Source organism: Kitasatospora sp. NPDC101176 (genome assembly GCF_044768035.1).
Classification (GTDB): domain Bacteria; phylum Actinomycetota; class Actinomycetes; order Streptomycetales; family Streptomycetaceae; genus Kitasatospora.
This window is the reverse complement of the sequence record NZ_JBIWPA010000025.1, coordinates 1-11,888: the sequence shown is the minus strand read 5'-3', so window position 1 is coordinate 11,888 and position 11,888 is coordinate 1. Positions and strand designations below refer to the sequence as shown.

Annotated in this window: 12 protein-coding genes; 8 read left to right on the top strand and 4 right to left on the bottom strand. The window is 74.1% G+C overall.

Translation table 11 applies throughout. From position 1 onward, the window contains the following. The first annotated feature begins 172 nt into the window (after positions 1 to 172). The 4 genes from ACIRS1_RS28035 to ACIRS1_RS28020 are packed head-to-tail and all read left to right on the top strand — an operon-like array spanning position 173 to position 3,804. Positions 173 to 1,135, top strand: a complete 963-nt coding sequence (locus ACIRS1_RS28035; protein ID WP_387904426.1) for an ABC transporter ATP-binding protein — start codon at positions 173 to 175, stop codon at positions 1,133 to 1,135. Beyond that, on the top strand, positions 1,132 to 1,854 hold the full coding sequence (locus ACIRS1_RS28030) for an ABC transporter permease (protein ID WP_402844741.1): 723 nt from the start codon (positions 1,132 to 1,134) through the stop codon (positions 1,852 to 1,854). Before ACIRS1_RS28035 ends, ACIRS1_RS28030 begins: the two co-directional genes overlap by 4 nt. Before the next feature lie 8 nt (positions 1,855 to 1,862). Next, on the top strand, positions 1,863 to 3,119 hold the full coding sequence (locus ACIRS1_RS28025; RefSeq protein ID WP_402844739.1) for a sensor histidine kinase: 1,257 nt from the start codon (positions 1,863 to 1,865) through the stop codon (positions 3,117 to 3,119). Positions 3,120 to 3,174: 55 nt separating this feature from the next. Then, positions 3,175 to 3,804, top strand: coding sequence for a response regulator (locus ACIRS1_RS28020; protein WP_402844737.1), 630 nt, complete (start codon positions 3,175 to 3,177; stop codon positions 3,802 to 3,804). 23 nt (positions 3,805 to 3,827) lie between these two features. On the opposite strand, the gene ACIRS1_RS28015 is transcribed toward ACIRS1_RS28020, so the two are convergent. After that, entirely contained in the window at positions 3,828 to 4,700 is an 873-nt protein-coding gene (locus ACIRS1_RS28015; protein WP_402844735.1) for a transglutaminase family protein, read from the bottom strand. Positions 4,701 to 4,767: 67 nt separating this feature from the next. Then, on the bottom strand, positions 4,768 to 5,799 hold the full coding sequence (locus tag ACIRS1_RS28010) for a GNAT family N-acetyltransferase (RefSeq protein ID WP_402844733.1): 1,032 nt from the start codon (positions 5,797 to 5,799) through the stop codon (positions 4,768 to 4,770). A 134-nt stretch (positions 5,800 to 5,933) separates the two neighbouring features. On the opposite strand from ACIRS1_RS28010, the gene fdxA reads away from it, so the two are divergent. Both fdxA and dapC read left to right on the top strand, forming a co-directional pair. Next, positions 5,934 to 6,260, top strand: a complete 327-nt coding sequence (gene fdxA, locus ACIRS1_RS28005; protein WP_030061559.1) for a ferredoxin — start codon at positions 5,934 to 5,936, stop codon at positions 6,258 to 6,260. A 20-nt stretch (positions 6,261 to 6,280) separates the two neighbouring features. Next, entirely contained in the window at positions 6,281 to 7,429 is a 1,149-nt protein-coding gene (gene dapC, locus ACIRS1_RS28000) for a succinyldiaminopimelate transaminase (protein ID WP_387904418.1), read from the top strand. Between the two features lie 75 nt (positions 7,430 to 7,504). Here dapC and ACIRS1_RS27995 read toward each other — a convergent pair whose 3' ends face one another. Both ACIRS1_RS27995 and ACIRS1_RS27990 read right to left on the bottom strand, forming a co-directional pair. Then, positions 7,505 to 8,272 carry a hypothetical protein gene (locus ACIRS1_RS27995; RefSeq protein ID WP_360213909.1) on the bottom strand — a complete coding sequence of 256 codons (768 nt, stop codon included), beginning with the start codon at positions 8,270 to 8,272 and terminating at the stop codon, positions 7,505 to 7,507. Between the two features lie 279 nt (positions 8,273 to 8,551). After that, a complete protein-coding gene (locus ACIRS1_RS27990; RefSeq protein ID WP_360213801.1) occupies positions 8,552 to 9,607 on the bottom strand; it encodes a hypothetical protein in 1,056 nt (351 codons plus the stop codon). 174 nt (positions 9,608 to 9,781) lie between these two features. On the opposite strand from ACIRS1_RS27990, the gene dapE reads away from it, so the two are divergent. Both dapE and ACIRS1_RS27980 read left to right on the top strand, forming a co-directional pair. Next, positions 9,782 to 10,858: a succinyl-diaminopimelate desuccinylase gene (gene dapE / locus ACIRS1_RS27985; RefSeq protein ID WP_402844730.1), complete on the top strand. Its 1,077-nt coding sequence runs from the start codon at positions 9,782 to 9,784 to the stop codon at positions 10,856 to 10,858. Positions 10,859 to 10,981: 123 nt separating this feature from the next. Then, positions 10,982 to 11,791, top strand: coding sequence for a TIGR00730 family Rossman fold protein (locus ACIRS1_RS27980; protein WP_360213805.1), 810 nt, complete (start codon positions 10,982 to 10,984; stop codon positions 11,789 to 11,791). The last annotated feature ends 97 nt before the right edge of the window (positions 11,792 to 11,888 follow it).

Here is an 11,888-nt window from a genome sequence, read left to right as displayed (position 1 = left end):
GGGCCGCCGAACGGCGCAACGGTGGCCGGCACCCCGCCCGGGGTGCCGGCCACCGGCATGACATCCGTCATGTCGAAGCCGGGACGGCGCACACTGCCGACCACCCCCGCCCGCGCGGGACTCTGAAGCGGTGCGAACGACAGTGACACCACCAGGGGAGAGGAGCCGGGCGATGGGCACCGAGGTGGCAGCCTTCCGCGGCGTCGGGAAGAGCTACGGACGGGTACGCGCCGTGGACGACCTCGACCTCGTGCTGAGGGCGGGCGAGACGGTCGCCCTGCTCGGCCCGAACGGCGCCGGCAAGTCCAGCAGCCTGGACCTGCTGCTCGGCCTGCGCGAGCCCGACCAGGGCAGCGTCACGCTGTTCGGCGGCACGCCGCGGGAGGCCGTCACGGCCGGCCGGGTCGGCGCGATGCTGCAGAGCGGCGGGCTGATGGCCGACGTCAAGGTCCGCGAGCTGGTCCGGCTCGCCTGTGACGTCCACCCGCGCGGCCGGTCGGTCACCGAGGTGCTGACCGACGCCGGGATCGCGGACATCGCGGAACGGCGGGTCGACAAGCTGTCCGGCGGCCAGGAGCAGCGGGTCCGCTTCGCCCTCGCGATCGCCGGGGACAACGACCTGATCGTCCTGGACGAACCCACCACCGGCATGGACGTGACCGTCCGGCAGGCGTTCTGGGCGAGCATGCGGGCTCAGGCCGACGCCGGGCGCACGGTGCTGTTCGCCACCCACTACCTGGAGGAGGCGGACTCGATCGCCGACCGCGTCCTCGTGCTGCACCGCGGCCGGCTGATCGCCGACGGCAGCTCCGCCGAGATCAAGGCGCGCGCCGGGGCCCGCCGGATCGCCTTCGAGCTCCACGACGCGGACCTGACGGAGGCCGCCGCCCGCTTCGACGAGGGCGTGCTGCGCACCCTGCCGGGCGTCCGGTCGCTGGACGTCACCGCCCGGGTCCCGGGGGTGCGGACGGTCCGGATCCGGACCGCGGACGCCGACGCCAGCGTCGCCGGGCTCTACCGGGCGGGCCTGTACCCGCGCGGGCTGGAGGTCACCGGCCTCGGCCTGGAACAGGCATTCCTGACCATCACCGGCGAGCAGGACCAGCACGAGGCCGCGAAGGAGAACGCGCGATGACCACCCTGATCCGGCTGGAGATCCTGCGGACCCTCCGCAACCGGCGCTACCTGCTCTTCACGATCGCCTACCCGGCGCTGATGTACTTCTTCTTCATCCACGCCTACGGCTCCACCGCGCAGGCCGGCGGCCTGCCGGTGAAGACCTACTTCATGGTCTCGATGGCCACCTTCGGCGCCGTCGGGGCGGTGCTGACCGGCAGCGCGCAGCGGATCTCGCTGGAGCGCAAGAGCGGCTGGGTGCGCCAGCTGCGGCTGACCGCGCTGCCCGGCCGGGCGTACACCTTCGGCAAGATCGCGGCGAGCTCGGTGACCACGCTGCCGGCGATCCTGGTGGTCTTCGCGGTCGGCGCGAGCCAGGGCGTGTCGCTGGGCGCGGCGCAGTGGGCCGGCCTGGCGGCCGCGCTGTGGCTGGGCAGCTTCGTGTTCGCGGCGCTCGGGGTGGCGCTCGGGTACGCCGCGGCGCCGGACTCGGTGCAGACCATCGTGATGATCACCTACATGGTGATGGCGCTGTTCGGCGGGACGTGGTTCCCGGTGAGCGGCTCGCTGGAGAGGTTCGCCCGGTTCAACCCGGTCTACCTGTACAACAAGCTGGCCACCTTCACCCAGCCCGGGCACTCCCTGGACACCGCCGCGGTCGCCGGGCTGCTCGCCTTCCTCGCGGTGTTCGTCGCGGCCGCGGCGGCCCTGTACCGCCGCGACACCCGACAGGCATGATGACCGCCATGAACGACACGCGCCAGGCCCACCCGTCCGACGAGACCCCGGACGCGGGCCCGGCGCGCGCGTCGTTCATGAACGTCCCCGGCTCCCCGGTGGAGACCCGCCGGCAGCTGCTGGTCAAGGTCGCCTGGATGCTGCTGTGGATGATCTACCTCGCCTACCCGGTGGGCGACCTGCTGCACGGCGGCCACGGCCCGGCCGGCACGGTGCTCGGCTGGGGCTGCCTGGCGTTCTTCGTGGCGGGCTACGTCCTGCTGGTGATCTTCCGCTCGACGGCCGGGATGCGGCCGCGGGCCTGCCGGGCGATCGTCGCGGTCATGGTGGCGCTCGCGACCGCCTCCTCCTTCGCGCTCGGCGGAGCGTTCCTCACCCTCTTCATCTACGCCTCGGTGTGCGTCGCGATCGTCACCCCGCCGCGCTACGCGCTGCCCGCGCTCGGCGGCATGGCCGGCCTCACCGCCGTGGTCGGACTGCTGATCCACGCGGGCGTCGACAACGTCTCGACCTTCACCCTCAGCGCCTTCCTCTCCGGCGCCGCGATGACCGGCCTGCAGCGGCTGGTCGCCACCATGAAGGAGCTGCGCGAGGCGCGGGCCGCGGTCGCGCACCTGGCCGCCTCCGAGGAACGGCTGCGCCTCGCCCGCGACCTGCACGACCTCCTCGGGCACTCGCTGTCGCTGATCACGCTGAAGAGCGAGCTGGCCGGGCGCTTCCTGGACGCCGGCAAGGACGAGGCGGCGCGGACGCAGGTCGCCGACATCGAGCAGGTCGCCCGGCAGTCGCTGATCGACGTCCGGGAGGCGGTCACCGGCTTCCGCCGCCCCACCATGCCGGTCGAACTCGCCGCCGCGCGCACGGCGCTGGCCGCCGCGCAGGTCCGGCTGGAGGTCGCGCCGGAGCTCGTCGACGCCTGGCCCGGGCTGGCCGACGAGGAGGCCGGCGCGCTGGCCTGGGCGCTGCGCGAGGCCGTCACCAACATCGTCCGGCACGGCGAGGGCGCCACCGTCTGCACCGTCACCGCCGACGAGAGCTGGGAGGGCGGCGGCGAGCGCTACGCCGTCCTGGAGATCGCCGACGACGGGCGCGGACCGGGCAAGTCCCAGGCCGGGAACGGGCTCTCCGGGCTGGAGGAGCGGCTGGCCCTGGTCGGCGGCCGTCTGCGGACCGGCCCGGGGCCGCGCGGCAGGGGGTTCCGGCTGCGGGCCTCGGTGCCGCTGCGCACCGTCGCCGTCGTCCCCGAGGCCTCCGAGAGGGCGTAGCGCGGGCCCGGAACCGCCCCTACGGGCGGGGCCGCGCAAGCCCTAAGGTCGGGGCATGAGTGACATTCAGAACGGGGCCCCGATCCGGGTGCTGCTGGCCGAGGACCAGGGGATGGTCCGGGAGGCGCTGGCGGCCCTGCTCGGCCTCGAGGGGGACATCGACGTCGTCGCGCAGGTCGGCCGCGGGGACGAGGTGGTGGCGGCGGCGCTGGCGAACGACGTGCAGGTCGCCGTGCTGGACATCGAGATGCCGGGGCTGACGGGCATCGAGGCGGCCGCCGAGCTGCGCCGGGCGGCTCCGGGGACGCGGGTGGTGATCGCGACGACCTTCGGCCGGCCCGGGTACCTGCGGCGGGCGATGGAGTCGGGCGCGGACGCCTTCCTGGTGAAGGACGCGCCGGCCTCGGAGCTGGCGGAGGCGATCCGCCGGGTGCTGCGCGGGGAGCGGGTGATCGATCCGGTGCTGGCCGCGGCCGCGCTCGCCGAGGGGGCGAACCCGTTGACCTCACGGGAGCGCGACGTGCTGGGCGCGGCCGCGGACGGTGCGGTGAACGCGGACATCGCGCAGCGGCTGCACCTGTCGGAGGGGACGGTCCGCAACTACCTCTCGATGGCGATCCAGAAGACCGCGGCCCGCAACCGCACCGAGGCGGTCCGGATCGCCCGCGAGAAGGGCTGGCTGTAGGGCCCGACCCCGGCCGGCCGCCGTCAGTTGAGCCGGTGGCGGGCCGCCCGGGCCTCCTGGCGGACCTTGACGGCGGTGTCCGGGTCGAAGGCGTCAAGGATCTGCGCGTAGGCGTCCATCTCGGCCGAGCCGCCGAGGAAGTCGCCGGTCCGCACCAGCAGTTCGGCGCGTTCGAGGCGCAGTTGGGCGGGGTGGCGGGGCAGCAGCAGGGCGAGTTCGGTGGCCCAGAGCTGGGTGCGGGCGTGTTCGGGGCGTTCGGCGGCCCAGGCGCGGATGTTGCCGAGCACCCGCAGCACGATGTCGAGCGGCTGGGCCGGGGTGAGCAGGGCGGGGCTGAAGTCCTGCCCGGCGGCGGCGACCAGCCGTTCGGCGTCGTCGGGATCGAGCAGCCGCCCGCCGTGGAAGGGGTCGGCGAGCACGTACTCCTCGCCGCCGCCGGGGGAGCCGACGGCGACGATGAAGTGGCCGGGCAGGGCGATGCCGTGGACGGCGAGCCCGGCCCGCCGCCCGACCGCCGTCCACACCAGCGACAGCATGATCGGCAGTCCGCGCCGCCGCCGCAGCACGTCGGGCAGCAGGGAGGACTCCAGCCGCCGGTAGTCGGACTGCCGTCCGTGGAACCGCTCCCGCCCGCCGAGGACGGCGGCGAGCAGGGCGGCGGTCTCCTCGGGCCCGGTGGGGGCGCGCTGGGCGACGGCGAGCCGGACGGCGCTCGCGTGCCGGTCGAGCGCGGCCTCGCAGGCGGCGAGCAGGGCGTCCACGCTCGGCGGTTCGCCGGGGTCGTCCGGGTCGAGGACCGGGCCGTGTTCGGCCGCGGCCAACAGGCAGAGCAGCACCGGGTCGGGGTGCTCGGAGCGGGCGACGGTCCGGAAGCGGTCTCTGCTCTGCTCGGTCACGGTGACGGCGACGGCTTTCGTACGGCGGGCGGGCAAGCGGACGGACGGGCGGGTCGAACGGCGCGGGCTACTCGGACGGGTGGTGCCGGCCCTCGGGGAGCAGGGTGTAGTGGTAAGTGTGACTGGTCGTGAAGCCGAGTCCGTCATAGAGCGCGATCGCCCCGGTGTTGTCGGCCTCGACCTGCAGGTACCCGCCGGCGGCCCCCTCCTCCGCGGCCCGGGAGGCGAGCACCGCCATCACGGCCGTGGCCAGCCCGGCCCGCCGGGCGCGGGGCGCGACCTCGACCGCGCCGAAGCCCGCCCAGGGTCCGTCGACGACGCAGCGCCCGATCGCCAGCGGCGGCTGCCCGGGGGCACCGGGCACGGTGGCGAACCAGACCGACGGGCCGCCGTGCAGCACCCGCGACGCGGCCTCCTCCAGGGCCGGGTCCCCGGTCACCCGCCGGTACAGCGAGAGCCACGCCGCGTCGGCGGTCCGGGAGAGCCGCACCCGGTCGTGCCCGGACCCGGCCCGGGCGAGGCCGGCCAGCGGGACGGTGCGGACCAGGGTGGGCGCGTGCCCGGCGCCCAGCCGGTCGAGTTCGGCGCGCAGGTCCTGCGGTGCGCCGGGTTCGACCACCTCGACGTGGGCGGGCAGCCCGCGCGCCGCGTACCAGGCGCGGACCGCCGCGAGCGCGTCCGCGGTGGGCAGCCCCGGGTCGCCGAGGGCCTGGACGGAGTTGGCCCTGCGGGTGAACCCGGCCGAGGCGCGCAGCGTCCACTCGCCGAGCGGCTCCTGTTCGACGGCGGGCCAGCCGCGTGCGGCGGTCCGCTGGAGTTCGATGGGGCCGGCGGCGGGCAGCGGGGCTCGGCGGGCCGGGAAGAGGGGCACGACCTTGCCCGCGACCAGCAGTTTCTCGGCGAAGGCGACCGGCTCGCCGGTGCGCGGAACGACCGTCAGTCCATGATCGTCCCACGATGTGAGCACGCCGATCGAATCCCGGAACACCGGGCGGCCGTCGACGAACTCCGAGAGGCGCCGGACGGACACGCGTCGTCCCACGTCAGAGCGGTCTATCCGGACCTCCGGACGGTCCTGGACCGGGCCGCCTGCCGTCATCTGGGCACCTCCTGTGCATTTGCCGTCTCCGACCCGCGATACTAGGGGCGGGCATCGACGACGCCGCGCTCACCGCGCACGCGAGCAGAACAGAACGGGCCGCCACGGCGGCCCTTCCGAGGAGGAACGACAGCGTGACCTACGTCATCGCGCAGCCTTGTGTCGACGTGAAGGACAAGGCGTGCATCGAAGAGTGCCCGGTTGACTGCATCTACGAGGGCGAGCGATCGCTCTACATCCACCCGGATGAGTGTGTCGACTGTGGCGCTTGCGAGCCGGTCTGCCCGGTCGAGGCGATCTTCTACGAGGACGACACTCCCGAGGAGTGGAAGGACTACTACAAGGCGAACGTCGAGTTCTTCGACGACCTGGGTTCGCCCGGTGGCGCCTCGAAGCTGGGCCTGATCGAGCGAGACCACCCGTTCATCGCCGCTCTGCCGCCGCAGAACGCCGACCACTGACGATCGGTGGCAACTGAGCTGTGAGCACCAACAGCACGCGCGCGCCGTTCCCGGGCCACCCGGGGGCGGCGCGCCGCGTTTCAGACCTCCTCCCGGTCTTCCCCTGGGACAAGCTGGAGCCGTACAAGGCGACCGCCCTGGCCCACCCGGACGGCCTCTGCGACTTCTCCGTGGGCACCCCGGTGGACCCGGTCCCCGAGGTGGTCCAGAAGGCACTGGCCGCCGCCACGGACACGCCCGGCTACCCGACGGTCTGGGGCCCGGTGGAGCTGCGCGAGGCGATCGCCGGTTGGCTGCACCGCCGCTGCGGCGCCGAGATCGGCCCGCAGGCCGTCCTGCCGACCGTCGGCTCCAAGGAGCTGGTGGCCTGGCTGCCGACCCAGCTCGGCCTCGGCCCCGGCGACCAGGTCGCCTACCCGCGGCTGGCCTACCCGACCTACGAGGTCGGCGCGCGGCTGTGCGGCGCGGAGCCCGTCGAGTACGACTCGGTGGACGAGCTGGACGGCTCCCGGGTACGCCTGATCTGGGTGAACTCGCCGTCCAACCCGACCGGCCGGGTGCTGTCCGCGGATGAGCTGCGCCGCACGGTGGAGTGGGCCCGGGAGCACCGGGCGCTGCTGGTCAGTGACGAGTGCTACCTGGAGCTGGGCTGGTCCGCCGACCCGGTCTCGGTGCTGCGCCCCGACGTCTGCGGCGCGGACCACGAGGGCCTGCTGGCCGTCCACTCGCTCTCCAAGCGCTCCAACCTGGCCGGCTACCGCGCCTCCTTCGTGGCGGGCGACCCGGTGGTGGTCAGGGAGCTGCTGGAGGTGCGCAAGCACGGCGGCATGATCGTGCCCGCCCCCGTCCAGGCGGCGACCGTCGCGGCGCTGGCGGACGACGCGCACGTGGCCGAGCAGCGCGAGCGCTACGCGGCCCGGCGCTCGGCGCTGCGGACGGCACTGGAGGCCTACGGCTTCCGGATCGAGCACTCGGAGGCGAGCCTCTACCTGTGGGCGACGCAGGACCGCCCGTGCTGGGAGACGGTGGCCGAACTGGCCGCGCTGGGCATCCTGGTGGCGCCCGGTGACTTCTACGGGCCGGCCGGTGAGCGCTTCGTCCGGGTCGCGTTCACCGCGACCGACGAGCGGGTCACCGCCGCGGTGGCGCGCCTGGACGCGGCGCGCTGATCCCGCGCGGGAGGGGGCCGGTGTCGATCCGACACCGGCCCCCTCTGCGCTTCCCCCGCGGTGCGGAGGGACGGACTACAGCGGCAGGCCGCTGATGCTGCCGCCGTTGACGCCGCCGAGCAGGCCGCCGACCGGGCCGAGGGCGTTGGTGAGGCCGGAGAGCGGGTTGTTCGGGCCGAGGTCGGCGCCGCCCAGGCGGTTCGCCGAGCCGTGCTCGGCCAGCCCCAGGACGTCCGTGGCGGGCAGGGCGGGCAGCGCGCGCTCGACGGAGCCGAGCGGCAGCGCGTCGGTGACGGCGTTGGTGCTCGGGACGGCCTGGGTGAGCTGGCCGGCGCCGGGCAGGCCCTGGGCGACGGAGCCGGACTGGGCGAGCCCGCCGACCGGGCTGGCGGCGGCGCTGCGGGTGCCCGCACCCTTGCCGGTGACGGCCTCGCCGAGCTTGCCGGCCAGTGCGGAGGCGACCTTCGGGGTGACGGCGGACAGCTGGCCGGTGGTGGCCGCGGTCTGGTCGACCGGGGCGGTCAGCGAGCTGGCCTTCTCGTTCGCCTCGGGGAGCTGGTGGGCGACGATGTTGCCGGCCGCGTCGGCGGAGGCCGGTACGCCCGCGGCCACGGTGGCGGCGCCGGTGGTGCCCGCGGCCTGGCCCAGCTGGTGGGTGGTGTGCTGGAGCGTGGAACCGGTGTCGGTGTTGGTCAGCTGGCCCAGCGGGGCGGCGAGGTCGCTCTTGGGCAGCAGGGCGTCGCCGCCCAGGGCGGACGCGGAGCCGGCCGCGACCAGCGGGGTCGCGCCGGCCGCCACGAGCAGCGCGGCCTGGGCGATCCGGCGCGTGAGGGGGTGAGACATGGGGCTCCTCGAAGGGTCTGGGTCCGTCCCGTCCGCCGGGCGGACGACGGTGTTACCGCTCGAGGAGCCGGAAGGTTTCGGCCCGGGTGAGGAAAGTTTCTGGCTGACCATCGGATCGTAGGACTGCGTGGGTCGGGCCCGGTGGGGCCCCGGCGGGGCCGTGGACCCGGCGCCGGACAAGGGGAGTGACGGTTCTCCACCGGGGCCCGCCGGGGGCGGAGCCGGTCCACCGGGGTTGACCAACTTCACCCGTCCGGCGGCAACCCGTACGTCAGTGCGTCAACCCTTGTCCGGCGCGGCGAGGGTGACCTGAACGAGCTTGGTCGACGTCCCGGAGGTCTGCGGCTGCCAGCCGTCCGCCGACTTGCTCTTGCGCCAGATCTTCCCGTCGTAGGCGACCGTCGCCACGCCCAGCTGCTGGGCCTGGGCCACCGCCCAGTGGGCGACCTCCCAGCCGCTCGCCCGCTCGGCGCTCACCCCGCCGTCCGTCACGGCGTCCGCCGAGGAGGTCAGCGCGGCGGTGGCCGGGTCCGGCGTCAGCGAGACGGCGTTCTCGGCGCCCTTGATGGTCGAGGTGTAGCCGGTGGCCGGGGTGACGGTGCGGCCGAACTCCCGGCGCACCCGGTCGGACAGCACCTGGGCCCGGTCCGGCGCCGCGGCCGGGGTGGCGGAGGCGCCCGCCGTGGGGGAGGCGGAGTCCTCCGGGTCGGGCTTGGTGTAGTCGTGCACGATGCAGGAGAACGACGCGGGCTCCCGGCCGGCCAGCGCCGAGGTGAGCAGGGTCGCCTTGGTCTCGTGCTTGGCGTACGCCTGCGGGTAGCCGCTCTTCTGCACCGCCTGCGCGGCGTCGGTCAGCGGCAGCCGGGTGTAGCCGGGGACCTTCACCAGGCCGTCCAGGAACTTGTTGGTCGCGTACACCGGGTCCGCGATCTGCGCCGGGGTGCCCCAGCCCATCGACGGCCGCTGCTGGAACAGGCCGATCGAGTCCCGGTCGCCGCCCGCGAGGTTGCGCAGCTTGGACTCCTGCATGGCGGTCGCCAGCGAGATCGCGGTGGCCCGGTCCGGCAGCCCGCGCGAGCGCGACACCGCGGCGATCGTCGCGGCGTTGGCGGCCTGCGGCAGCTCCAGGGTGCCGCTGCCGGCCGCGGTCTTCACCGTGCAGCCCTCGGACTCGCCCGGCTTGAAGCCGAACCACCAGATGCCGACCACGGCCAGGCCCGCGACCAGCGCCAGGCCGAGCAGTCCGACGATCACCAACAGCAGCGCGCGCAGCGGCCCGCGGCGGGCGGGCGCCGCCTCGTCGCCCGGCTCCTCGCTGCTCCTCTTCCTGGCCACCGTCGCCCCTCTCGCGCCTGCACCTTGATCCGACACCGTACCCACTCGGACGGGTGTGCGGCGCCCCCGGTTGCCGTTCCGCCGCGGTTGCGCGTCACGGAACCACCACGGAACGACCACGGACGGCCACGGACGGGCACGGGGCCGCCGCGCGGCACGGCCTAGGCTGGCGGCATGAGCAGCTCGAACCCGACCCCCCTGGACCTCACCCTCGACGGCGGTGCGCTGACCGCCCGGCTCGTCGACTTCCCGTCGGTGAGCGGCGACGAGCAGGCGCTCGCCGACGCCGTGGAGGCCGCCCTGCGCGGCCACCCGCACCTCACCGTGGACCGGTACGGCAACAACGTGGTGGCCCGCACCACCCTCGGCCGGTCGGAGCGCGTCCTGCTCGCCGGCCACCTGGATACCGTGCCGATCGCCGACAACGTGCCCTCGTACGTCGAGGGCGACCTGCTCTACGGCTGCGGCACCTCGGACATGAAGTCCGGCGTGGCCGTCCAGCTGCGCCTCGCCGCGACCCTGACCGACCCCAACCGCGACCTGACCTACGTGTTCTACGACTGCGAGGAGGTGGAGGCCCACCGCAACGGCCTGGGCCACCTCGCCAAGGAGCACCCGGACTGGCTGGCGGCCGACTTCGCGGTGCTGATGGAGCCCAGCGGCGCGGTCGTCGAGGGCGGCTGCCAGGGCACGCTGCGGGCGCAGGTCCGGCTCACCGGGGTGCGCGCCCACGCGGCCCGCAGCTGGCTCGGCGACAACGCCATCCACCACGCCGCCGAGGTGCTCACCCGGCTCGCGCAGTACCGGCCCCGCCGGGTGGAGATCGACGGCCTGGAGTACCGCGAGGGCCTGAACGCGGTGCGGATCGACGGCGGCGTGGCCGGCAACGTCATCCCGGACGAGTGCGTGGTGACGGTCAACTTCCGCTACGCGCCGGACCGCAGCGAGGCGGACGCGGAGAAGCACGTGCGCGAGGTCTTCGACGGCTTCGAGCTGACCGTGACCGACTTCGCCCCGGGTGCCCTGCCCGGGCTGTCCCAGCCCGCCGCGCAGGCCTTCCTGGCGGCCACCGGCGGCCAGGCGCGGGCCAAGTTCGGCTGGACGGACGTCGCCCGGTTCAGCGCGCTCGGCGTCCCGGCGGTGAACTACGGCCCCGGCGACCCGAACCTCGCGCACAAGCGGGAGGAGCACTGCTCGCTGAGCGCCATCGCCGAGGTCGAGGACCGGCTGCGGGCCTGGCTGACCAGCTGAACGGACGGACCGACGAGCGGCTGGTCGGACCGGCCGCTCATCGGTCGAACGCCATCTTCCGGTCGTCCAACCGACCTTCCCCCGTTGCCTGAAAACGGGGATCTCCGGGCGTAGGGTTTCGTCATGACAGGCACAGGAGACGAGAAGAGCTACGGACACGGCCCCGAGCAGGTCGGCGCGCCGCGGAAGAAGAAGGCCTGGCCCGAGAAGCAGAAGGGGCCGGTGCTGGTGCGCCGGGACCAGGTCGGCACGAGCACCACGGACCAGCGCCTGCTGGACACCACCGGTCCGACCGACTGGCTGCACACCGATCCGTGGCGGGTGCTGCGGATCACCTCCGAGTTCGTCGAGGGCTTCGGCGCCCTCGCCGAACTCCCGCCCGCGATCAGCGTCTTCGGATCGGCCCGGACCCCGGCCGACTCGCCCGAGTACGAGGCCGGCGTGGCCATCGGCCGGGCCCTCGCCGAGGCCGGCTACGCGGTGATCACCGGCGGCGGCCCGGGCGCCATGGAGGCCGCCAACCGCGGTGCCTCCGAGGCCGGCGGGCTGAGCGTCGGCCTCGGCATCGAGCTGCCCTTCGAGCAGGGCCTCAACGAGTTCGTCGACCTCGGGCTGAACTTCCGTTACTTCTTCGTCCGCAAGACGATGTTCGTGAAGTACGCCCAGGGCTTCGTGGTGCTGCCCGGCGGGCTCGGCACGCTCGACGAGCTGTTCGAGGCGCTCACCCTGGTGCAGACCAAGAAGGTCACCCGCTTCCCGGTGATCCTCTTCGGCAGCGCGTACTGGGGCGGCCTCTACGAGTGGCTGAAGAACACCCTGGTCGCCCAGGGCAAGGCGGCCCCGCACGACCTGGAGCTCTTCCACATCACCGACGAGATCGACGAGGTCATGAAGATCCTCGCCGACGCCCGCCGGCCGGTGAACGAGATCTAGGCCCAATGCCGGTGACTTAATTCGTGTCTCGCTGGCTGATCGTGACTGTTGCTGGTTGTGGTGGTGGCCAGTTGCGGTGTTGGGCGCGTTTGAGGGG